We start from the raw sequence: 22,032 nt of genomic DNA, 5'->3' as shown, positions 1-22,032 counted from the left end.
GGCGGAGGCAGCCGCCCAGGGAATACGCTGGCACCATGAGCACGCCCGAGATGCCCCTCAAGGATGCAGGCTCCACCGGCGAGCCCGGGCACCGTGCTCCGCCGTTGCCGGATCTGTTGCAGTGGCGACCGCTCTCCTACGCCGATATCGAGCGCTGGCTCTCGCTGATCCAGTGCATCGCCGCGGCGGACGAGCCGGACTGGGTGGAGCAGCGCGCCGACCTCGAGCAGGCCCTGAGGGCGTCGAAGAACGATCCTCGGCGCGACACCATCGCGGGTTTCGACGACGACGGCCTCCCGCGCGCCTTCGGACGTCTCTCGATGAATGCGGGCTCCTCGGTCGTGCACGGCGCGGGCGGGGTGGACCCGGGGTGGCGCCGACGGGGGATCGGACGAGCGGTCTTCAGCTGGCAGGCGTGGCGCGCGATCGAGCGACTGCAGGAGACCGGCCGGACCGATGGCGTCTTCAGGAACTACGTCGAGGAGCGCAACCCCTCGCATCTGGCCCTGCTCACGGCGAGCGGCAGCACGATCGTCAGGTACTTCACCGAGATGACGCGACCTCTCTCCCAGCCGATCCCGGACCTGCCGTTCCCCGCCGAACTGCACCTGCTGAGTTTCGCCGATGGCGCGGACCGCAACCTCGTCGAGCTCGTACGGCTCGCCCACAACGATGCGTTCCAGGACCATTGGGGGAGTGAGCCCCGTGACCAGGAATCCTGGCAGTTCACGGTCACCCACCCCGAGTTCCGCGACGACTGGAGCCTCGCCCTGCTCGACCCCGCGACCGGCGAGGTGGTGGCGTACCACCTGGCCAGCTACGACCCCGATTCGAAGGAACTGCTCGGGCACTCCGAGGGCTACACCGACCTGCTGGGTGTCAGGAAGACCTGGCGTGGCCGCGGACTGGCGCCGGCGCTCCTGGCCGAGGCGATGAGGCGTTACCGAGCAGCAGGCATGGACAACGCCGGGCTCGGCGTCGACACCGAGAACCCATCGGGCGCCCTGGGACTGTACGAGCGCATGGGGTACGGGCCGACGCAGCGATCGATCGTGTTCGACCTGCCGCTGAGTGTCACGGCGGACAAACCCGCCTAGAGCAATGTTCCCTGTGCGTCATCAGGACCGTCGTCCGGCATACGGTCGGCCGACGCTGATCCGTCGATGATCCTGACGCCGCCGGCAGGCCCGTCCGCCGAGGGACCGATCGAGCCGCCGGCGGGACGGACACCCGTGCCAGAGGCGTCCAAAAGTCCGAGCAGCGCCGGTCCTACGGCATCGATCTGCTGCGTCAGCGGGACGCCCGAGCCGTCGCGGCGCCCGTGTTCGGTGGGCAGTGCCCGCGCCACCCCGTTGGCGGAAGCGGCGCGCGCCGGACCATGGCCCGCCCAGGCCAGCGAGAGGGCCTCCTCGCCGCGGAGGAAGCGGTGGGCTCGAACTCCCGCCGTCGCCCGGCCCTTGACGGGGTACTCGGACAACTCGGTGACCTTGGCCGACCCGGCAGATGTGCCCGGCAGGGTGCTGCCGGCAGCAGTGACCGTCACCACCACGCCCTGATCGTCACCGGACGCGATCGCGCCGAAGTGCAGCACCGTGTCACCGGCCGCGAGCTTGATGCCCGCCATGCCGCCGGCGGTCCTGCCCTGCGGTCGCACGGCCGACGCCGGGAAGCGCAGCAGCTGCGCCGTGCGCGTGATGAAGACGAGATCGTCCTGGTCGGCGGCGGTTGCGACCCCCACCACCGTGTCCTTGGGCTTCAGGGAGATCACCTCCCAGTCGTCCCGATTCAGCGGATAGTCGGGTTGCACGCGCTTGACCACGCCCTGGGCGGTCCCGAGAGCCACCACGGCGCCCAACGGTGCCAGTCCGACGAGTCGCTCCCCGCGCTCGAGCGTGATGAACTCCGACGATGGAACGCCGCCCGCGAGGTTCGGCACTCCGGCCGTGGGCGGCAGTGCCGGCATGTCCATTACCTGCAGCCGGATCATCCGGCCCGCCGAGGTGATCGCTCCGACCTCCCCGCGAGCCGTGGAGGCCAGGACGGAGCGGAAGGCATCATGCTTGATCCGCTGACCGTCGGCCAGGGGCTGGCGATCCGAGGTGCGCGCCAGCTGACCGGAGGCCGACAGCAGGACCCAGCAGGGATCGTCGGAGATCTCCAGGGGCATGATCGCCTTGGCACCCTTCCCTGCCGGGGCAGGGAGGGTCGAGCCCTTGAGCGGAGCGGCTGCTTCGGACTCCAGGAGGACCGTACGGCGCGGTGTTGCGAACTGCTCCGAGAGGGCGGCGAGCTCGTCGGACACGAGCGTCCGGAGGCGCTCCTCCGAGCCGAGGATGCCCTCGAGCTCGGCGATCTCGAGGCGCAGTTGCTCCTGTTCCTTCTCGAGTTCGATGCGCGAGTACTTCGTCAGCTGGCGGAGCCTCAGCTCCAGGATGTAATTGGCCTGGATCTCGGTCAGGTCGTAGATGGACATGAGGCGTTCGCGGGCCGCGGAGGACTCGTCCGAGGAGCGGATGACCTGGATGACCTCGTCGATATCGAGGATCGCGATGAGCAGGCCCTCGACGAGGTGCAGGCGGTCACGCTTGCGCTGCAGCCGGTAGGAGGTCCTGCGGCGGACCACGAGGATCCGGTGTGCGACGTAGACCTTCAGCAGCTCCAGGAGCCCGAGCGTCCGCGGTTGCCCGTCGACGAGGGCCACGTTGTTGATGCCGAACGAGTCCTCCATCGGCGTGAAGCGGTAGAGCTGCGCGAGGACCGCGTTGGGGTTGAACCCGTTCTTGAGCTCGATCACCAGGCGCAGGCCGTGCTTGCGGTCGGTGAGGTCGACGATGTCCGAGATGCCCTGCAGCTTCTTCGCGTTGACCGCGTCCTTGATCCGCTCGATGACCTTCTCCGGCCCCACCGTGTAGGGCAGTTCGGTCACCACGAGGCCGGTACGCCGCGCGGACAGCTGCTCGACCTTGACGGTGGCGCGGGTCTTGAACGAGCCTCGGCCCGTTGCATAGGCGTCACGCACGCCGTCCAGGCCCACGATCTTGCCGCCGCTCGGCAGATCGGGTCCGGGGACGAAGCGCATGAGGTCCTCGAGCGGTGCATCCGGATTCGCGATGAGGTGGCGGGCCGCCGCGACGACCTCGCCGAGGTTGTGCGGCGGCATGTTCGTCGCCATCCCGACGGCGATCCCGCTGGCGCCGTTGACGAGGAGGTTGGGGAAGGCGGCCGGCAGCACTTCGGGCTGGTCGAGGGAGTTGTCGTAGTTGGGGATGAAGTCGACGACGTCCTCGTCGAGGTGGTTCGTCATGGTCAGGGCCGCAGCGGCGAGGCGGGCCTCGGTGTACCGCGCGGCCGCCGGTCCGTCGTCGAGCGAGCCGAAGTTGCCGTGCCCGTCGATGAGGGGGAGCCGCAGCGAGAAGTCCTGCGCCATGCGCACCATGGCGTCGTAGATGGCGCTGTCGCCGTGCGGATGCAGCTTACCCATGACCTCGCCGACCACGCGCGCGGATTTCACATGACCGCGGTCCGGGCGCAGGCCCATGTCCGACATCATGTACAGGATGCGCCGCTGCACGGGCTTGAGGCCGTCCCGCGCGTCCGGAAGGGCACGCGAGTAGATGACCGAGTACGCGTACTCGAGGAAGGACTCCTCCATCTCGGCTTCGACGTCGACGTCGATGATTTTCTCGGTGAAATCCTCCGGCAGAGCGGGGGTCTGGCGCCTGGCCATGTGCGGCGATTCCTCAACAGGTCGGGTGGGTGAGACGGTGTCGTCGGCCTGTATCCGCTGTCCAGGGACGGCCCCGGCAGCGGCGGGGCCTGCAACCGGGGGATGCCGACTACCCTGAGTCTATGGTGGCGGACGGACAATACCCGGAATATTGGGAAGCTGATGTCGTCCTGCGCGACGGCGGGACGGCGCACCTGCGGCCGATCTCCCCGTCGGACTCGGACGCGGTGCAGGCCTTCCACATGCATCAGTCGCAGAATTCCATCTACCTCCGGTTCTTCACCTACAAGGCCAAGCTCAGCGCGAAGGAGCTCGCGCGCTTCACCGAGGTGGACCACCACGACCGCGTGGCATTCGTGATCACGCGGGGTACCGACATCATCGGCATCGGCCGCTACGACCGCCTCGACGATCCACTCGAGGCAGAGGTAGCTTTCAACGTCTCGGACCATCACCAGGGCCGCGGCGTGGGGTCCATCCTGCTCGAACACCTGGCCGTCGCCGCACGCGAGAACGGCATCCGGCGTTTCTCCGCCGAGGTCCTTCCCGAGAACCGCAAGATGATCACCGTGTTCGCCGAGGCCGGCTACGAGGTGGAGCGGCACTTCGACGACGGCGTCGTGATGCTGAGCTTCGACATCGACCCCACACGCAGGTCGCAGGCGGTCATGGAGGCACGCGAGCACCGCGCCGAGGCGAGGAGCATGGCAGAACTCCTGACGCCGTCGTCGGTCGCGGTGATCGGCGCGAGCCGTGAATGGGGCACCGTGGGCTACACGCTCCTCGAGCACCTGATCGACGGCGGCTACACGGGCCGGGTCTACGCCGTGAATCCGGAGGCGTTCGAGCTCCACGGAATGATCTCCCACGCGTCCCTGGCCGAGGTGCCGGAGGCCGTGGACCTCGCCGTCATCGCGGTGCCGCACGATCAGGTGGAGGCCGTCGTCGACGAATGCGCCCGCGCGGGCGTCAAGGGTCTTCTGGTGGTGACGGCGGGCTATGCCGACGACGACGGCGACGGCATCGTCCGGCAGCGCGCCCTGGTGCACAAGGCCCGCGCGCACGGCATGCGCGTGGTGGGGCCGGCGTCCCTCGGCCTCGTGAACACGGATCCGGCGGTCCGCCTCAACGCTTCGATGGCACCCGACCTGCCGGCGCGCGGCGCTCTTTCGCTGTTCAGCCAGTCAGCGGGGCTGGGCGTGCTGCTCTACGCAAGTGCGCACCGCCGCGGGCTCGGGGTGTCGTCCGTGATCTCGGCGGGCAACCGCGCCGACGTGTCCGGCAACGACGCCATGCAGTTCTGGGAGGACGATCCCACCACGCGCGCCGTGGGCCTGTACTTCGAGTCGATCGGCAACCCGAGGAAGTTCTCGCGGATCGCACGCCGGCTCGCCAGGACGAAACCCGTCATCGTGGCCAAGTCCGATGTCACCGGACTCCAGCTGCCCCCCGGGCACGCAGTGCGGACCACGCAGGCTCCATCCGGCGCGCTGGACTCGATGCTCCGGCAATCGGGTGTCATGCGTGTCGAGACCACCGAGCAGCTCATGGATATCGCGCAGATCGTCGCAAGTCAGCCCCTGCCCGGGGGTGCCGGCATCGCCGTCTTCAGCAACTCGTCCGCTCTCGGCAAGGTGGTGGCCGACGGCGTCGTCTCGCAGGGCATGATCGTCGCACGCCTCGAGACCGATCTGGAGCTCGACGCCGGGCAGGCCGAGGCGCTGCGCACACTCGCCGCAGCCGTGGATCGTGCCCTCGCCGATGATGCCGTCCACGCGGCGGTAGTCACGACGCTTCCCGCGCGTGGTCTGACGGCCGATGCCGTCGCCGCTCGCCTGCAGCAGTGCGCCGAGGCCGCCGGCAAGCCCGTGATCGCTTCCTTCACCGGAATCCTCGACGTCCGCCTGCAGCTCGACGGGCTCGTCGCGGCCGCAACGTCCGGCGGTGCGGAGCCGGGTCCGCTGAGGGCGACCGACGCGGGAACCACGGACGCTGCGGTGCTCGGGCCGACAGCGACAGCGACGGCCGAGGGGGTCGAGGACTCCGGGCCCGCCCTGCCCCTCCAGCGGGGACTGCCCTGTTTCCCCAGCCCGGGGTCGGCACTTGCCGCGCTGGGCGCCGTCGTGCGCTATGCCCAGTGGCGTGCTCGCGATCACGGCGATTTCCTCGACCCGGAGGGGGTCGACGTGGATGCGGCGTCGCGCGTCCTGTCGGAGAGCCGGGCCCGGGTCGCTGACGTCGAACTCACCCGCCTCAACCCTAGCGAGTGCTCCGACCTCATGGCCGCGTACGGGATCCGACTTCTGCCATCGGCCCGGTTCTCCTCCGTGGAGGAGGCGATCGAGCAGGCGACCCGGCTGGGGTGGCCGGTCGCACTGAAGACGATGGATGAGCACCTGCGGCATCGCCTGGACCTCGGCGGTGTTCGGCTGAGTATCGACAACGCAGAGTCGCTCCGGCGCAACATCGCCCACATGGAAAAGATGCTGGCGTCCTTCGGCAGTTTCGGCATGGAGGTGCAGTCCATGGCTCCCTCCGGGCAGGCCTGCAGCATCCGAGCCATCGAAGACCCGCTCATGGGGCCCGTCGTCTCCTTCGGCCTGGCGGGTGACGCCGTCAATCTGCTCGACGACTGGGCGCACGCGGTCCCTCCGCTGAGCACCGGTGACATCACGGATCTGGTCAGGGCTCCACGGGCGTCCCGCAAGCTGTTCGGGTACCAGGGCCTGCCGCCCGCCGATGTGCCGGCCATCGAGGACCTCGTGGCCCGCGTCGCCCTCATGAAGGACAACCACCCCGATATCGCCCTGCTCGAATTCAACCCCGTGCTGGTCGCGACCTCCGGTCTGACGATCCTCAGTGCAGCGATCGACGTCGGTAATCCCCAACGGCGCACCGACAGCGCGCGTCGCGCCATGCGCGACTGACGCCCGCTGGTTAGGCACAACGCGGCCCGGTGGGGGAAACTGGGGGCATGACCCCATCGCTTTCCGCCCAGTGGCGTGACCTCGATGCATCGCTCGAGCGGGCGGGCTTCTACCCGCGCCTCGTGGCGGATGTCGTCCACGACGCCCTCGACGGCCGCGAGCCGCTGTCGCATGTCGCGCACCTCGAGACACACTTCGAGCGTACCGAGGTGCATCGGCACATCACGGTGCTCGTGCTGACGGAGGACATGCTCGTCATCACGCACGTCGACGACCAGCAGCTCGACGACGCCGGTGAGCAGGTCACGGCGCAGATCTCGACCGAATCGGTTCCGGTCAGCCAGATCCGCTCGGTGGTCCTCAGCTACCTCTACGCGCAGCCCCAGGACTACAAGCCCAGTGATCAGGTGCGCGAGATGACGCTCGCGATCGCCTGGTCGGGAGGGCAACGGCTCGACATCGGCCCGGCCAGCTGCGGGGATCCCCAGTGCGATGCAGATCACGGCTTCACGGGGACCGTCGCGCAGGAGGACATCGTCCTGCGCGTCAGCGCCGAGGCGGACGGTGCCCAGGCGGTGCAGAACGCCAAGGCCTTCGCCCGTGCCCTGCGGAAGGTCAATACGGCCAGCCCTGTGGCCGGCGGCTACGCTGCGGCAGCCGACGCGACTCCTCGTCGCCAGCCCGGCTTCGGTGGACGGTTCAACCGGGCGCACCACCAGCGGTAGCGGTCGATGCCCCTACAGCACAGGGAGCCCCTCCCGGCTCCGCCCGCCTACGGCGTATCAACCGTGGCCGAGGTGTTGACCAGTTCAGCTGCCGCCCTCGGCGTCGACGGTTTCACCAACGTACTGTCCCTGCCCGCCTCCCGACGCGTCGCCGTCGTCATGGTGGACGGGCTCGGCATGACGCTGCTGAAGAAGTACGCCGCCCACGCGCCATTCCTTCGTGAGAGCCTCGATTCCGCCCGCGTCCTCTCGTCGGCCTTCCCCTCGACGACGGCTGCGTCGCTCGCCAGCCTGGGTACCGGACTCCCACCCGGCCAGCACGGCATGGTCGGCTACGACGTCCTCGATCCGGCTCAGGACCGCGTGGTGAACATGCTCGGCCGATGGGATGCCGGCGTCGACCCCCTCGCCTGGCAGCCCCACCCGACCGTCTTCGAGCGGGTGGCCGGACACCTGCCGGTCGTCACGGTGAGCCAGCCCCGTTTCGCCGACTCGCCGATGACGCGCGCTGCGCTCCGCGGTGGACTCTTCGTGGGTGCGAACACCATCCATGCCCGCGTCGACGCAGCCGCTGAGCAGCTGGTGAAGGCCGGGAACATGCTGATGTACTTCTACGTCAACGATCTCGACAAGGCGGGCCATCGCCACGGCGTCAACTCCCGGGAGTGGGTGAGGGCGCTCGAGGACCTGGACGCGGCGCTGAAGCTGCTGGCCCGTCGGGTCCCCTCCGACACACTGCTGCTCCTGACCGCGGACCACGGAATGGTGGATGTGCCTGCTTCACAGCGCATCGACTACTCGGAGCGCTCCGAACTCGTGGAGGGCGTGGCCCACACGGGCGGCGAGGCCCGCATGCTGCACCTCTACCTCGATGCGGGCCTCGGACAGGCCGACCGCGATGCGCTCGCTGCCCGGTGGGACGAGGCCTACGGCACGCGCGCCTGGATCATCACGCGCGACGAAGCCGTGGCCCAAGGCTACTTCGGCGAGGTGAGCGACGTCGTCCTGCCCCGTATCGGTGACCTGCTCGTCCTGGCTCGGGAGGGGATCGCCCTCACCGATGGGCGACGCGTGCAGGCTGCCGCGTTCGACATGGTGGGCCAGCACGGATCCCTCACCCGCGCCGAACGGGATATCCCGCTCCTGACCGTGACGAAGCCGGCGGGCGGTCCTCGCCGCACCAGTGGCACCGGGGCACGCCGTGGCTGAGCTGCTGTTCTTCTCGGGCACCATGGACTGCGGCAAGTCGACACTCGCCCTGCAGATGGATCACAACCATAAGGCCAGGGGCCGGCGTGGGCTGCTCTTCAGTTCCCACGACCGCGCCGGGGAGTCGATGATCTCGAGCCGTCTCGGACTGCAGGTCCCGGCCGTCGAAGTTCTTCCGGACACGGACTTCTGGGCGGAGATGACGCTTCGCCAGACCATGGGCGCCCGGATCGACTACGTCTTTTGTGACGAGGCGCAGTTCTACTCGACAGAGCAGATCGACCAGCTGGCGCGCGTGGTGGATGAGATGGAGATCGACGTCTTCAGCTTCGGCATCACCTCCGATTTCCGCACGCGCCTCTTCCCCGGCTCCCAGCGACTGATCGAGCTCGCGGACCGCGTGCAGGTCCTGCAGGTCGAGGCCCTGTGCTGGTGCGGGAAGCGTGCCACGCACAACGCGCGCACGCTCGATGGCGTCATGGTCGTCGAGGGCGACCAGATGGTGGTGGGCGATGTCGACCTGCCCGTCGACCAGGATACTGACGCCTCACTCGACTTGCATGAGCCGGAGGCTTCGACCGCGCATGCCAGCACGACGGTCGCCGCATCGCCGGGCCCGCCGGATCGTCTTGATCATTCGCTGCGCGAGCCGGTGGTCGGCTATGAGACCCTGTGCCGACGCCACCACATGCGGCAGCAGACGTCCCGGACGTCGCCGTCGCTCTACGTGAACCAGGTGCCCCTGCCGTTCGAACAGGGCGCCCCATCCGACGACGGCTCCGCGCGTTTGCAGGGCGCAGACCTCGCCGGCTGACGAGTGCGAACACGGAGCCCGCGCCCGCTGACGGGTGCGCGGGAAGGCACTGTACCGAAGGACCGCTCCCTACAGGACGGCGCTATGTCCTCCTGCTAGTCGCCCTTGCGGCCGAAGACGATATCGTCCCAGCTGGGTACGCTCGACCGTTTCGGCTTGGCCTTGCGCTCGGCAGTGGCGTCGGAACTGTCCTTGCCGGCGCCCTTGGCGGGATCCTTCGGTGCGTCCCGCGTGGCGTCCCTGGCCACGCCGTCGCGCGTTCCTGTTCCGGGTGCGGCATCACCCTTGGAGGGCTGCTTCACCGGGGAGGGTGGCTGGAGTCTCCGTGAGGGCTGCGCGAAGATACTGATCTCGCGCGTCTCCGTGCTGACGCCGTCATGCAACCGCGGGGTGCCGTCGTCGTGGTGCGTGGATTCCGTTCCCGGCTCATCCGTGACCTGTCCGATGCCCTCGTCATCCGCCGCACGAGGCGCGAGCGACAGCCCGGGGATCACGGCGTCCTGCTCCTCCGGGGCGTCCGGGCCCTTCCCGTCGTCGCGGGGGTGTGCGGCAGGGATGCTGCCGCGGGTCAGGAGTTCCGCGAGGGCGTCGTCGCCGTCCTCGTCGGTTCCCAGCCGCTGCCCACGGCGTGAGCGCAGGACGTCCAGCAGACCGTCCTGGTCCGTGTCCGTCGCGTCGGGGGCCTCGTCCTCCTTCTCCGCCTCGAAGTCGAAGACGCGGTCCGCGACGGCGCTGAGGCGCCGTGCGGGCAGGGGGCCGTCGAGCGGCTCGAGTTCGCTGAGCACCTGGGCCCAACGGTTACCGTTCACCACGGTCTTGCGGGTTGGATTGTAGGTCCAGTGTGCCGGCGGCTGCTCGCCGAGATCGACGGCAAAATCCTCCGGCAGATCGAAGGACGCCTCGACGTGCCACGAGCCGTCCTGCAGGCGCCATGAATCCCACTCGAGGGACCCGGGATCGATCCCGTAACTCTGGACGCGGAACGCGACCATGTCGCCGAGCAGTGCCGGATTGTCCCCGAACGCCGACCTGTACCCGTCGTGGCTGGGAAGCGGCGTAGCCACCTCGACGCGCTGCGCGAGGTAGGCCACGTAGTCGCGCTCGGCGCGTACCGGTCCCTCGTAGCGCTGGACATGGACGAGGTCGGCGTCCGATTCCGCGGCAACCTGCTCCGCCGTCGCGCCGGAGCGGATGCGGGCCTGGATGTCACGCGGCGTGAGGTGGACCGGAGCTTTCGCCGCTTTCTGGCGAGGTTCTGCAGGGCGTGGCTGTGGCGCTGTGTCGGGTGATCCGGATGCGCCGGAACTCGCGGCGCGCAGCGCGTCATCGATGGGCAGTCTGTAGGACGAGCCCATCTCGCCGCTCAACAGCAGATGTTCGCCATCCTCATGGACACCCATCAGGCGTAACTCCTGCATCAATTCCTCCAGCCGACAATAATATCTAGGGGAAACTTTGCCACTGAATGGCGGCCTTTCCTACTACGCGGTCAGGCGTGACGGGCACCACTGCGGCTGAGGGCACAAAACAGGGGTTTCCAGCGTTGTGGGAGCCGTGGAGCACATGCTGAAGCATGTCCAGACATCATGGAGCGTGAAAGAACAGGTATGGCGACAGACTACGACGCACCGCGAACGACGATCGACGACGGCGGCGACACCGGCATTCCGGGGCTGACGGATTATCCGGCAGCCCGGCAGGCAGCTGAGCAGGGTGCCCGGAGCGCCGCGCTGATCGATGAGGAAGAGCTCGAGGCGGCGGATTCGTTCGATCTGCCCGGAGCGGACCTCTCCAGCGAGGAGATCTCGGTACAGATCCTGGCGGCGCAGGCCGACGAATTCACCTGCGCCTCGTGTTTCCTCGTGCGTCATCGATCGCAGATAGCCCACGACCGTGGCGGTCGGCTGTACTGCATGGACTGCGAGGGCTGATTCGAGGGGCTTGGACCGCAGCTGGTCAGCCGACGAGGGCGGCGGTGAGGCGCTCGGGGTTGCGGGAAGATGCGAGCCAGTAGGGCGTCCTGTCCTCGGGATCCGTGACTTCGATCTTGACGACCGGCGAGATCCAGCCGCGGATGCACAGGTACGCGATCCCGTTCAGACCGGGACCGCGCTGATAGGTGGCGTCCTCGCCGGCGAACCATTCCACCGCACCGAGGTACTGCCGCTCGATGGTGGCACGACCCACGGTCAGTGTCGTCGCCGTGACGGTGATCCGGGGTGTCGACAGGATCAATAGCGTGAAGACGATGACCGCGACGACGGCGGCGACGCCGTACCCGACGCCCATCGAGATGGGGGCGAACATCACGATCGTCGCCGAGGAGAATCCCGCTGCGATCAGCCAGACCCACGGCGAAGGCCAGAGGCGCTCCTCGTAGAGGACGGCCTGGTCGGGTGTGTTCTGGGGAGCTTCCCCTGACGTGCTTGACATGACACCAGCATTTCATCCTTTCCCGGTGACCTCATCTCCGACGGTGGAGCCCGGGTGGTTCGACCGGTGAGGCTCCGGGAGGACGTGCGGCGGGGGAGATGCAGAGGAGCGGCGGAGGCGCAGCATGGCGAGCGTGGCGGCGTCGCTGTTGCGCCGTGAGTTGTCAGGTAGGGCCCCGGCAAAGGCGCTAAAGTGGGGGGCTGGTAACCGGATAGCCTGCGTCGGCAGATGCGGTCATAGGTACATCAAGGGGTACGTCGATGAGTGCACAACCGGGCCTCCCGGTCCAGATCTTGATGCTCGACGACGGTCTCGAGCCTCCCTCCTACGCGACGGACGGTGACGCGGGCGCCGACCTGCGGACAGCGGTCGACGTGGTGCTGGAGCCCGGTGAGCGCGTGCTCGTCCCGACGGGCGTGGCGATCGCCCTGCCGTCCGGATATGCGGGACTGGTCCACCCCCGATCCGGCCTCGCCGTACGGCACGGCGTCACGATCGTCAACGCACCAGGAACTATCGACGCCGGGTATCGGGGTGAGATCAAGGTCTGCCTCCTCAACACGGACCGGAGTGAGATCGTGAGCTTCGTCCGGGGGGACCGGATCGCCCAGCTGGTCATCCAGCGCGTGGAGCACGCCGTCTTCGACGTCGTGGATGAGCTGCCCGTGAGCGTGCGGGGCACCGGCGGATTCGGCTCGACCGGCGGCTTCGGGAGCATGGACTCCCCACCCGCCGTCGTCGGCATTCCTGCAGGCGGCTGATCCTCAGCCGTGCCGCCCGCGTGGCACGGACGCAGCACCCCCACAATTCAGGCAAGAGACCACGTCATCAGGAAAGGGACCCGGAATGGCTTTTGGGCGCCTCAGGAAGAAGAAGCAGGACGACGCCAGCGACGCGTCGGTGAAGCAGGAGACGGAAACCGAGCCGGAGACGGAGCAGGAGCCGGAGACGGAGGCCGGGCCGGAGACGGAGCAGGCGCCGGAGACCGGCCCGGAGCAGGCGCCGGGCCAGGATGCGGTTGCGCCTGTCGACGGTGGACAGGCAGTGGGGACCCAGGACGCAGGAGGAGGCCCGGCCGCGACCGACGGCGTCGCGAGCGATGGAACGGCGCCGGCCGTTCCAGCCGGACACGTCTCGAGTGCAGAGTACGACCGCACGACCCTCGGGCCGTTCGACGTATCGGAGCAGGACACCGAGAACGGCTACATCGACCTCGGCGCCCTCAGGATCAATGCCGCGGAGGGTCTGCAGCTGCGCCTCGAGGTCGAGGAGCGCAGCAAGCGCGTCATCGCGGTGACACTGGACCTCGGCGGCTCCACGCTGCAGTTGCAGGCCTTCGCAGCTCCCAGGACCGAGGGGCTTTGGGACGAGATCCGGGAGCAGATCGGTGCCTCGGTGGGGTCGCAGGGTGGAACGGTCGAGGAGCGTCCCGGCCGGCTCGGCACCGAGCTCCTGGCCAAGTTGCCGGCCGAGCTGCCGGACGGTCAACCAGGCTTCCGGGTCGCGCGATTCGTAGGTATCAACGGTCCCCGGTGGTTCCTCCGCGGCGTATTCGGTGGACCGGCGGCGCTCGAGCAGAACGCCGGAGCGGCCATCGAGAGTCTGTTCCGCAGCGTGGTCGTGGTGCGCGGTGACCACCCCCTGCCACCGCGCGAGCTCCTGCCTCTGAAGCTGCCGAAGGACGCGGCAGCCGGACCTCCGGCGGCCCCCGAGCCCCAGCGCCCGGACCTCAACCCCCTCGAGCGCGGGCCCGAGATCACCGAGACCCGTTAGCGCCCGTGCCCTCCCGGCAGGATGAACCCGGCTCGGTCGGCCCATACGACCCAGCGGCCCGGTCCGTACCGGGGAAGCCACCCGTCCGATCCGCCGACCCGGCGGCCGCCGCGCTGCCGACGCGCGGCAGGATCAAGGCACACGGGATCATCGACAGGATGACGATCGCGCCGGTGACGGCGTCGCCGTCGTTCAGGGCCCTCGCCCGCATCGACTGGAACGGCACGCACGAGAGTGTGCTCCTCATCTGGATGGGGCAGCGCCGGGTACCGGGCATCGAGGCAGGGGTCGGGCTACGGTTCGAGGGAATGCTGAGCCGGGTCGATGGCACGCCCACGGTGTACAACCCCCGCTACGAGATCATCGGCCGCCCCGAGGATGACTGAGGAGTACGAATGAGTGTCCGCACATGAGCCGCCCCGAGAATCAGCCCCTCCCCGCCTCCGGAACCCCGGGCGGAGAAACGACGAGCCCGCCGGCCGCCGCGTCCGGGAGCGAGCCCGCGCCTTCTTCGGCCGCCGATCCAGGACCCTCTTACCCCACGGGTGCAGCCGTGGATCCGGCGTCGGCGGGAGGAGTGGAGCCGGGCAAGGGACAGCAGACAGGACCCACTGCGGCGGACTTCGCCACGCAGTACGCTGCGAAGTCGGGGGTACGGCGTGCCGACGACGGGCAGATCGATGTCCTGTCCTCGATCGGTGGGATGCAGGGCCTGGCGGAAAGTATCGTGCCCGGCCTCGTCTTCACCCTGCTCTTCACCTTCACGATGGACCTCACCGTGTCGCTCATCGCCGCGCTCGCGGCCTCCGCGGTCTTCACCGTCATCCGCCTCATCACGAAGACACCGGTCACGCAGGCCCTTGCCGGGCTCGTCGGTGTGGCGTTCTGTGCATTCGTGGCATTACGGACAGGCAATGCCGAGGACTTCTTCCTCCCGGGCTTCTTCATCAACGGCGGGTACATCGTGGCGATGGCGGCGTCGGTGATCTTCCGGTGGCCCTTCGCCGGACTCCTCTTCGGCTTCATCCGCAATGAGGGCATCGAGTGGCGCAAGGACCCGGTGCGTGTTCGCGCCTACTCGATCGCCACATGGATCATCGTCTCGGTCCTGGCCCTGCGCCTGGTGGTGCAGGTGCCGCTCTACCTGGCTGAGAACATCGCAGCCCTGGGCTCCACCCGCGTCGCCATGGGCCTGCCCCTCTACGCCCTCGGTCTGTGGCTCGCATGGATCGTGTCCCGTCCGCGGCCAGCGACGGCAGCCTCCGGTGCGGCGCACGACGCCGATACCGGGCCGCAGGGGGTCTAGGCCTCGTCCCCGTCGCTCCGCGCGGACAGGGCCACCCTCAGTTCGTCCTCGGCGGCGATCGCCGCGAGGAAGAACATCTCGTCGCCGCCCTCGACCACGTCGTCAGGGCTCGGTGTGACGGGGGAGTCGTCCCGCAGGATCGCCACGACGGCGCAGTCCTCGGGCAGGTGGATCGAGCCGATCATGCTGCCGACCAGGGGTGAGTCCTGCGGCACCGTGAACTCGACGATCGAGGACGCCCCGGTCTGGAGGGTCAGCAGTCGCACGAGGTCGCCGACCTCCACGGCCTCCTCGACGAGCGCCGTCATGAGGCGCGGCGTGTTCACGGCCACGTCGACGCCCCAGGAGTCGTCGAACATCCAGTCGTTCTTGGGATTGTTGACGCGTCCCACCGTGCGCCCGACGCCGAACTCACTCTTGGCCAGGAGCGAGACCACGAGGTTCACCTTGTCGTCGCCGGTCGCGGACACGACGACGTCGGCCTCGTCCAGCCGAGCGTCCTTGAGCGTGGTCAGCTCGCACGCGTCACCGATGAGCCACTTGGCGCCCTTGAGCCCACTGCGGCCGATCACCTCGGGCTTCTCGTCGATGAGCAGGATCTCGTGCTTGTTGCCGAGCAGTTCGCGGGCAATGGAGGAGCCGACACTTCCTGCTCCTGCGATGACCACCCTCATGATCCGTCCTCCTTCGGTGCGGCGGCGAGGACGCGTCCGATCTCGTCCGTCGCCGTCGTGCTCATCATGGCGTGCAGGATATCGCCCTGCTGGTAGCTCGTCTCGGAGGTCGGCAGGGTGCCCTCGCCGAAGCGCGTGATGTAGGCGATCCGCACACCGCTCGCCGCTTCGATACTTCTCAGCGACCTGCCGAGCCACGCGTCGCTCAGCACGAGTTCCGCCAGGATCAGCCGACCGGAGGTCTCCCGGAAGTCGCCGTTGATGGTCTGTTCCGGGAGGATCCGCCGAAGTACCTGATCCGCGCTCCAGCGGACCGCCGCCACCGTGGGGATGCCGAGGCGCTGGTAGATCTCGGCGCGTCCCGGATCGTAGATGCGGGCGACGACGTGGGGGACATGGAAGGTCTCGCGGGCCACGCGGGTGGCGAGGATGTTCGAGTTGTCCCCGCTCGAGACGGCGGCGAAGGCGTAGGCATTGCCGATCTCCGCGTACTTGAGGGTGTCCCGGTCGAAGCCGACACCGGTGACCTTGCGTCCGCCGAACGAGGAGCGCAGTCGCCGGAACGCACGGTCGTCCTGGTCGATGATCGCCACCGAGTGTCCGGATTCGTCGAGCGTGTGCGCGAGGCTGACACCCACCCTGCCGCATCCCATGATCACAAAATGAGCCACCGAGGGCACCCCTGATTCTTGGTGTAGATCCTGCCGTACCAGCACCCAGCCTAGTGGCTGCCCGGGGGCGCGGACGCGCTAGTCTGTGGGCTGTGCTGACTTTTCTCGAGGCCGTCAAACGGATACTGGTGGGCAAGCCGTTCGCCAGCGACAGGCTCAGGAACAGGAGTCTTCCCAAGCGCTTCGCCATGCCCGTCTTTTCCGCGAGTGCCCTTTCGTCGGTCGCCTACGCCCCGGATGAGATCCTGCTGACGCTCGCGCTCGCCGGCGTCGCGTCCGTGGCCATCTCACCCTGGGTGGGCCTGGCCGTGATCGCCGTCCTGCTCGTCGTCGTCGCCTCCTACCGCCAGGCCGTGCACGCCTACCCCTCGGGTGGGGGCGATTACGAGATCGCCAAGAAGAACATCGGCCCCCGGGCCGGCGCCACGGTGGCGTCGGCGCTCATGATCGACTACCTGCTCACGGTGGCGGTCTCCGTCTCTGCTGCCGCACAGTACGTCGTCTCGCTCGCCCCGGCGATCGAGGGGGCGCGCGTCACCCTCGCCGTCGTCGGTGTCGCCGTCCTCGTGCTGCTGAACCTGCGCGGCATCACGCGCGGAGTGCGGGCACGGGCGGTCCTCACCTATGCATTCCTCGCAGGAATCGGCGCACTGTGCCTGACCGGCATCATCCAGGCGTTCACCGGCACCCTGGCCCAGGCGCCGAGCGCCCGGTTCGAGATCGTGCCAGACCCGGCACTCGACGCCGGACTCGTCGGGCTGGCCGGTGCACTCCTGATCCTCCGCGCCTTCTCGGCGGGTGCCGCGGCACTGACCGGTCTCGAGGGACCGGGCTCCAACGTCCCCCGCTTCGAGGCACCCCAGAGCCGCAACGCCGCGAAGACGCTCCTCATCCTCGGGGTGATCTCCTCGGCGATGCTCGCGGGCGTCATCTACCTCGCCAACGCCACACGGGTGCACGTGGTTCAGAATCCGGCGGCGCAGCTGCTCCTGAACGGTCGGCCCGTTCCGGAGGACTACATCCAGGCGCCCGTGGTCAGCCAGCTCGCGCGGACCGTCTTCGACGCCGGTTCGCCCGCCTTCTACCTGGTCGTCGCGGCGACCGCACTCATCCTGATGCTCGCCGGTCACGCCGCCTTCAGTGGCTTCCCCGTCCTCGCATCGATCCTCGCCACGGACGGCTACCTGCCGCGTCAGCTCCGGACCAGGGGTGACCGGCTGACTTTCAGCAACGGCATCCTGGCGCTCGGGCTCGGCGCCGTCGTCCTCATCCTGGTGTTCCGGGCGGATGTCACCGCCCTGGTGCAGCTGTACATCGTCGGTGTCTTCGTCTCCTTCACGGGCGGCCAGCTCGGACTGATCCGCCACTGGAACAGGATCCTCCGCAGCACCGTCGGGAAACAGGACCGCTGGGCGATCCACAAGTCACGGGCCATCAATACACTGGGATTCGGTCTCACCGCCGCGGTCCTCGTCGTCGTCCTCGTCACCAAGTTCGAGCACGGGGCGTGGATCGCGGTGCTCGCGATGGCGATCCTGTTCAACGTCATGCGCAGGATCAAGAAGCACTACGACACCGTCGCCGCGGAGCTCGCGATCGACGACGCCGTCCGGCTGAGGGCCCTCCCCTCGCGGGTTCACGCCGTGATCCTCGTCTCACACCTCCGCAAGCCGGTGCTGAGGGCGCTTGCCTTCGCGCGCGCCTCACGGCCGTCTCGCCTTGACGCCATCACCGTCGACGTCGATCCCGAGCAGACACGCCGGACCCTCGCCGACTGGGAGAAATACGAGATTCCCGTGCCCATCACCGTCCTCGCCTCGCCCTACCGCGACACCATCACGCCGATCCTCGACTACATCCGGACCATGCGCAGGGACTCGCCCCGCGACCTGATCGTGGTCTACATCCCCGAGTACGTGGTGGGAAAGTGGTGGGAGCAATTGGTGCACAACCAGACCGCACTCCGCATCAAGGCGCGCCTGCATTTCGTTCCGGGCGTGATGGTCGCCAGTGTGCCGTGGCAGCTCGCATCCTCCGATGCGGCGCAGATCTACCAGGACCTGAAGTAGGAAGACACCATGACCGACGCCGTACCAGCCACCGCCCCGTCCACCCCGGGAAGCGAGCAGGATGCTTCCACCACGGCGGAACTGACGATCGAGCGGCCCGCGCACGGAGGCCACTTCGTCGCCCGCCACGAGGGTCGGGTGGTCTTCGTGCGGCACGCCCTGCCGGGCGAGCGGGTCCGTGTGCGCTTCAGCGATACCGCCGCCGACGCCAGCTTCTGGCGAGCCGACGTCGTCGAGGTGCTCGAGGCGTCACCGCACCGGGTGGAGCATCCCTGGCCCGTCGCGAACGCGATCCGGGCTGCGGCCAGGAACCGTTCCGCCGTCGGCGGCGCTGAATTCGGCCATATCGCGCTGGAGGAGCAGAGGCGCCTGAAGGCCGCGATCTTCGAGGAACAACTCACGCGCCTGGCGAAGACCGACAGGACGGTGCTGGTGGAGCCCGCTCCGGGGGAGTCCGAGGACGGGCTCGGCTGGCGAAGCCGCGCGGCCTTCGCCGTCGATGCCGCCGGTCGCCTCGCGATGCACCTGCACCGCTCGCACGAGGTCCTTCCGGTTCGCGAGATGCCGCTGGCTGTCCCCGCGATCAACGCGCTACGGCTGTGGACACTCGACCTCAGTGGTGTCGAGCGCGTCGATGTCGCCGTCCCGTCCGGCGGGGGAGAGCCGCTCGTCCTGCTTGTTCCCGCATCGGGAACAACACCGCGGCGAGTCGCCGCGGTGGCCTCCTCGATCGACGGCGCGTCGGTGGGCGTCCTGGACCCGGAATCGGGCCAGGTGCAGCGGCTGAAGGGCCGTACCTGGCTCCAGGAGAACGTACTCGGCATCGACTACCGCGTCACCGGGGCGGGCTTCTGGCAGATCCACCGCGCGGCGCCGGAAGCTCTTGTGTCGGCCGTGCTCGACGGGCTCCAGCCCGCAGCCGGGGAGCGGTTCGCGGACCTGTATGCAGGCGCGGGACTCTTCACCGTGCCGCTGGCCCGCGCCGTCGGACCGGACGGGGCCGTCCTGTCCGTGGAGGGCTCGGCGGGCGCCAGCCGTGATGCACGCCGCAACCTGCACGGCCAGGACCACGTGTCCATCGTCCAGGGACGGGTGGACGCAGTACTCGGAGGCTGGAACGACCCGCTGGACGTCGTCCTGCTCGATCCGCCGCGCGCCGGGGCGGGAAAGAAGGTCGTCCGGCAGATCGTCGCTGCCCGGCCCAGGGCCGTGGGGTACGTGTCCTGCGATCCCGCGTCCTTCGCTCGCGACCTCGGATACTTCTTCGCTGCCGGGTGGACCCTCGACACGCTGCGCGTGTTCGATCTCTACCCCCATACGCACCACATGGAGTCCTTCGCACGTCTCCTGCCGCCCGCGGCCTGACGCCCCGGGGAGAATCAAGCGCTGCGGCCTGGTGCCGTCGATGGCACCCTGCAGGAAGCCCGAACGTTAGAGTTAAGATCAATCGAGGGCGACCTGCCGCCACGCCGAACGAACCAAGGAGGCGCCGATGGGACTTCTGGAAACGATCCACGGCCCACAGGATCTGAGCAAGCTGAGCAACCTGCAACTGACGGCTCTCGCGAGGGAGATCCGTAGTTTCCTGGTCAGCACCGTCTCGAGGACCGGCGGCCACCTCGGCCCCAACCTCGGGGTGGTGGAGCTGACGCTCGGTATCCACCGCGTCTTCGACTCACCGCGCGACAGCATCATCTTCGACACGGGGCATCAGTCCTACGTGCACAAGCTGGTGACCGGACGCCAGGACTTCAGCACCCTCCGCCAGCAGGGCGGTCTCTCCGGGTACCCCTCCCGCGCAGAGTCCGTTCACGACGTCGTCGAGAGCTCCCACGCCTCGTCCTCGCTCTCGTGGGCGGACGGGATCTCCCGCGCCCGTGTCCTGAGCGGCGAGGGCGACCGCTACACCGTCGTCCTCGTCGGAGACGGAGCGCTGACCGGCGGCATGGCCTGGGAAGCGCTGAACAACATCGCCGCGGACAAGCGCCGCCGCGTCGTGATCGTGGTCAATGACAACGGCCGCTCGTACGCGCCGACCATCGGCGGCGTCGCCGACTATCTCGCCTCACTTCGTCCCACGCTCGACTCCGTCCGCACGCACCGCGTCTACGAGCGCACGCTGGACTGGGTCAAGCTGCGCATGCAGAACGGTGGCACCGTCGGCGAGTTCAGCTACAAGAGCCTCCACGCGATGAAGAAGGGCATCAAGGACTGGTGGGCCCCGCAGGGACTCTTCGAGGACCTCGGGATGAAGTACGTAGGCCCGGTCGACGGCCATGACCAGTCCGCCGTCGAACAGGCACTGCACCTTGCCAAGAACTACGAGGGCCCGGTGATCGTCCACGCCATCACGGAGAAGGGGCACGGCTACGCGCCGGCACGCGCCCACGAGGCGGACCAGTTCCATGCCGTCGGCATCATCGATCCGGAGACCGGTGAGCCCATCGACGCCGCCGGCCACCAGTCCTGGACGTCGGTCTTCGCGAACGAGATCGCCGACATCGCCGATGAGCGCCCCGACATCGTCGGCATCACCGGCGCCATGCTCATCCCGGTCGGCCTGCACCGCTTCGCCGCCCGCCATCCTGACCGCGTCTTCGACGTCGGCATCGCGGAGCAGCACGCCCTGACGAGTGCCGCCGGCATGGCCTTCGGCGGCCTCCATCCGGTCATCGCCCTGTACGCGACCTTCCTGAACCGTGCCTTCGACCAGCTCCTGATGGATGTCGCCCTGCACAAGGCCGGCGTGACAGTGGTCCTCGACCGGTCGGGCGTCACGGGACCGGACGGCGCGAGCCACCACGGCATGTGGGACCTCGCCCTGCTGCAGGCCGTGCCCGGCCTCCACCTCGCTGCGCCGCGTGACGCGTCCCGGCTGCGCGAGGAACTGCGCGAAGCCGTCGCCATTTCGGACGCACCGAGCGTGGTCCGCTATTCCAAGGGATCCGTCGGTGCGGAAGTGGAAGCTGTCGAGAGGCTCGGCGACGGCGTCGACGTCCTCTCCCGGAGGCCCGCCGGCTCCCGCCACAACGACGTCCTGATCATCAGCGTGGGAGCGATGAGTGAACTCGCCCTCGACGTATCGAACAGGCTCGGCGCGCAGGGCATCAGCTCCACCGTCATCGATCCGCGCTGGCTCCTGCCGGTCCGTCGCTCCGTGATCGACATCGCCGCCGAGCACCGCATCGTGATCGTGATCGAGGACGGTGTCCGGGCCGGCGGTGTCGGTTCACGCATCCGCCAGGAGATGCGGTCCGCGGGGGTCGATACGGCGCTCAACGAGGTCGGACTGCCGGTCGAGTTCCTCGACCACGGGTCTCGCAGCCAGGTGCTCGAGCGGGTCGGCCTGACCGCGCAGAAAATCACGCACGACGTCGTCGCACAGGTCCTGGGCACGAAGGTACCGGTCGCCCGCCCGCTGGCCGATGAAACGGCGCCGGTCACGGGACAGCTGCCGAAGCACTGACGGTCCCGGCCGTCCCAGCCATCGGAAGCGGCTTTCGCCGGTCGCATCCGATGGACGGCGGAGAGAACCCGACGCCGAGCGGGTTCAGGCCGCGCCGCAGGCCCTTCCAGGGGGTGGTGTGAGACAATGACGAAGGCTGGCAGGGGAACCACATTCCCACGCCGGTCCAGTGACAGGCTTCCGTTCCGCGAGCGATGCTTCTGCCCTACCGAGTCCGCCCCGTCGGCGGAAGTAGGCG

At 68.6% G+C, this 22,032-nt stretch carries 18 protein-coding genes; 13 read left to right on the top strand and 5 right to left on the bottom strand.

Features of this window, described 5'->3' with window-relative positions:
* Positions 1 to 35: 35 nt before the first annotated feature.
* A complete protein-coding gene (locus tag D6T63_RS11505; protein ID WP_235830694.1) occupies positions 36 to 1,097 on the top strand; it encodes a GNAT family N-acetyltransferase in 1,062 nt (353 codons plus the stop codon).
* On the opposite strand, the gene D6T63_RS11500 is transcribed toward D6T63_RS11505, so the two are convergent.
* On the bottom strand, positions 1,094 to 3,727 hold the full coding sequence (locus tag D6T63_RS11500) for a DNA gyrase/topoisomerase IV subunit A (RefSeq protein ID WP_120149172.1): 2,634 nt from the start codon (positions 3,725 to 3,727) through the stop codon (positions 1,094 to 1,096). The two genes, D6T63_RS11505 and D6T63_RS11500, sit on opposite strands and share 4 nt — an antisense overlap.
* Positions 3,728 to 3,849: 122 nt before the next feature.
* On the opposite strand from D6T63_RS11500, the gene D6T63_RS11495 reads away from it, so the two are divergent.
* From D6T63_RS11495 to D6T63_RS11480, 4 genes are read left to right on the top strand one after another with little or no spacing between them, the layout of a single operon-like run.
* The gene (locus tag D6T63_RS11495; protein WP_120149171.1) at positions 3,850 to 6,654 is read left to right on the top strand and encodes a bifunctional acetate--CoA ligase family protein/GNAT family N-acetyltransferase; all 2,805 of its coding nucleotides are present in this window, start codon (positions 3,850 to 3,852) and stop codon (positions 6,652 to 6,654) included.
* Between the two features lie 47 nt (positions 6,655 to 6,701).
* Complete coding sequence (locus D6T63_RS11490; RefSeq protein ID WP_120149170.1) at positions 6,702 to 7,379, top strand: DUF5998 family protein; 678 nt, start codon at positions 6,702 to 6,704, stop codon at positions 7,377 to 7,379.
* Positions 7,380 to 7,385: 6 nt separating this feature from the next.
* Positions 7,386 to 8,588, top strand: a complete 1,203-nt coding sequence (locus D6T63_RS11485) for an alkaline phosphatase family protein (protein ID WP_120149169.1) — start codon at positions 7,386 to 7,388, stop codon at positions 8,586 to 8,588.
* Positions 8,581 to 9,402, top strand: coding sequence for a thymidine kinase (locus tag D6T63_RS11480; RefSeq protein WP_120149289.1), 822 nt, complete (start codon positions 8,581 to 8,583; stop codon positions 9,400 to 9,402). The genes D6T63_RS11485 and D6T63_RS11480 overlap by 8 nt, the downstream gene beginning before the upstream one ends.
* Before the next feature lie 95 nt (positions 9,403 to 9,497).
* Here the strand turns inward: D6T63_RS11480 and sepH are convergent, their stop codons facing one another.
* Positions 9,498 to 10,820: a septation protein SepH gene (gene sepH, locus D6T63_RS11475; RefSeq protein WP_120149168.1), complete on the bottom strand. Its 1,323-nt coding sequence runs from the start codon at positions 10,818 to 10,820 to the stop codon at positions 9,498 to 9,500.
* 189 nt (positions 10,821 to 11,009) lie between these two features.
* Between sepH and D6T63_RS11470 the strand changes: the two genes are divergently transcribed.
* Positions 11,010 to 11,333: a DUF4193 domain-containing protein gene (locus tag D6T63_RS11470; RefSeq protein WP_120149167.1), complete on the top strand. Its 324-nt coding sequence runs from the start codon at positions 11,010 to 11,012 to the stop codon at positions 11,331 to 11,333.
* A 25-nt stretch (positions 11,334 to 11,358) separates the two neighbouring features.
* Here D6T63_RS11470 and D6T63_RS11465 read toward each other — a convergent pair whose 3' ends face one another.
* Positions 11,359 to 11,835, bottom strand: a complete 477-nt coding sequence (locus D6T63_RS11465; RefSeq protein ID WP_120149166.1) for a DUF3093 domain-containing protein — start codon at positions 11,833 to 11,835, stop codon at positions 11,359 to 11,361.
* A 260-nt stretch (positions 11,836 to 12,095) separates the two neighbouring features.
* Here D6T63_RS11465 and dut point away from each other — a divergent pair, with 260 nt between their 5' ends.
* The 4 genes from dut (at position 12,096) to D6T63_RS11445 (ending at position 14,914) form a co-directional block, all read left to right on the top strand.
* Positions 12,096 to 12,596 (top strand): dUTP diphosphatase, encoded by a 501-nt coding sequence (gene dut, locus D6T63_RS11460; RefSeq protein ID WP_120149165.1) that lies wholly within the window; start codon positions 12,096 to 12,098, stop codon positions 12,594 to 12,596.
* Positions 12,597 to 12,879: 283 nt separating this feature from the next.
* Entirely contained in the window at positions 12,880 to 13,608 is a 729-nt protein-coding gene (locus D6T63_RS11455; RefSeq protein WP_235830714.1) for a DUF3710 domain-containing protein, read from the top strand.
* A gap of 5 nt (positions 13,609 to 13,613) precedes the next feature.
* On the top strand, positions 13,614 to 13,994 hold the full coding sequence (locus D6T63_RS11450; RefSeq protein WP_235830693.1) for a hypothetical protein: 381 nt from the start codon (positions 13,614 to 13,616) through the stop codon (positions 13,992 to 13,994).
* Between the two features lie 23 nt (positions 13,995 to 14,017).
* Complete coding sequence (locus tag D6T63_RS11445; protein ID WP_120149163.1) at positions 14,018 to 14,914, top strand: DUF3159 domain-containing protein; 897 nt, start codon at positions 14,018 to 14,020, stop codon at positions 14,912 to 14,914.
* Here the strand turns inward: D6T63_RS11445 and D6T63_RS11440 are convergent.
* Positions 14,911 to 15,588 carry a potassium channel family protein gene (locus tag D6T63_RS11440; RefSeq protein WP_120149162.1) on the bottom strand — a complete coding sequence of 226 codons (678 nt, stop codon included), beginning with the start codon at positions 15,586 to 15,588 and terminating at the stop codon, positions 14,911 to 14,913. The genes D6T63_RS11445 and D6T63_RS11440 overlap by 4 nt on opposite strands.
* The gene (locus D6T63_RS11435) at positions 15,585 to 16,259 is read right to left on the bottom strand and encodes a potassium channel family protein (protein ID WP_120149287.1); all 675 of its coding nucleotides are present in this window, start codon (positions 16,257 to 16,259) and stop codon (positions 15,585 to 15,587) included. The genes D6T63_RS11440 and D6T63_RS11435 overlap by 4 nt, the downstream gene beginning before the upstream one ends.
* A 92-nt stretch (positions 16,260 to 16,351) precedes the next feature.
* Here D6T63_RS11435 and D6T63_RS11430 point away from each other — a divergent pair, with 92 nt between their 5' ends.
* From D6T63_RS11430 to dxs, 3 genes are all read left to right on the top strand, one after another.
* On the top strand, positions 16,352 to 18,328 hold the full coding sequence (locus tag D6T63_RS11430; protein ID WP_235830692.1) for an APC family permease: 1,977 nt from the start codon (positions 16,352 to 16,354) through the stop codon (positions 18,326 to 18,328).
* Positions 18,329 to 18,337: 9 nt separating this feature from the next.
* Entirely contained in the window at positions 18,338 to 19,693 is a 1,356-nt protein-coding gene (locus tag D6T63_RS11425) for a class I SAM-dependent RNA methyltransferase (RefSeq protein WP_120149161.1), read from the top strand.
* Positions 19,694 to 19,820: 127 nt separating this feature from the next.
* A complete protein-coding gene (gene dxs / locus D6T63_RS11420; RefSeq protein ID WP_120149160.1) occupies positions 19,821 to 21,794 on the top strand; it encodes a 1-deoxy-D-xylulose-5-phosphate synthase in 1,974 nt (657 codons plus the stop codon).
* The last annotated feature ends 238 nt before the right edge of the window (positions 21,795 to 22,032 follow it).

The organism is Arthrobacter cheniae, from assembly GCF_003602275.1.
Lineage (GTDB): Bacteria > Actinomycetota > Actinomycetes > Actinomycetales > Micrococcaceae > Arthrobacter_D > Arthrobacter_D cheniae.
The sequence above is the reverse complement of the archived record's forward strand: the minus strand, read 5'-3'. Positions and strand labels throughout refer to the sequence as shown.

Bases quoted from the DNA above. Each gene is read 5' to 3' on its own strand.
- sepH (WP_120149168.1), bottom strand. From the start codon at position 10,820: ATGCAGGAGTTACGCCTGATGGGTGTCCATGAGGATGGCGAACATCTG.
- dut (WP_120149165.1), top strand. From the start codon at position 12,096: ATGAGTGCACAACCGGGCCTCCCGGTCCAGATCTTGATGCTCGACGAC.
- dxs (WP_120149160.1), top strand. From the start codon at position 19,821: ATGGGACTTCTGGAAACGATCCACGGCCCACAGGATCTGAGCAAGCTG.
- D6T63_RS11425 (WP_120149161.1), top strand. From the start codon at position 18,338: ATGACCGACGCCGTACCAGCCACCGCCCCGTCCACCCCGGGAAGCGAG.
- D6T63_RS11445 (WP_120149163.1), top strand. From the start codon at position 14,018: ATGAGCCGCCCCGAGAATCAGCCCCTCCCCGCCTCCGGAACCCCGGGC.
- D6T63_RS11490 (WP_120149170.1), top strand. From the start codon at position 6,702: ATGACCCCATCGCTTTCCGCCCAGTGGCGTGACCTCGATGCATCGCTC.
- D6T63_RS11505 (WP_235830694.1), top strand. From the start codon at position 36: ATGAGCACGCCCGAGATGCCCCTCAAGGATGCAGGCTCCACCGGCGAG.
- D6T63_RS11485 (WP_120149169.1), top strand. From the start codon at position 7,386: ATGCCCCTACAGCACAGGGAGCCCCTCCCGGCTCCGCCCGCCTACGGC.
- D6T63_RS11465 (WP_120149166.1), bottom strand. From the start codon at position 11,835: ATGTCAAGCACGTCAGGGGAAGCTCCCCAGAACACACCCGACCAGGCC.
- D6T63_RS11500 (WP_120149172.1), bottom strand. From the start codon at position 3,727: ATGGCCAGGCGCCAGACCCCCGCTCTGCCGGAGGATTTCACCGAGAAA.
- D6T63_RS11495 (WP_120149171.1), top strand. From the start codon at position 3,850: ATGGTGGCGGACGGACAATACCCGGAATATTGGGAAGCTGATGTCGTC.
- D6T63_RS11470 (WP_120149167.1), top strand. From the start codon at position 11,010: ATGGCGACAGACTACGACGCACCGCGAACGACGATCGACGACGGCGGC.
- D6T63_RS11440 (WP_120149162.1), bottom strand. From the start codon at position 15,588: ATGAGGGTGGTCATCGCAGGAGCAGGAAGTGTCGGCTCCTCCATTGCC.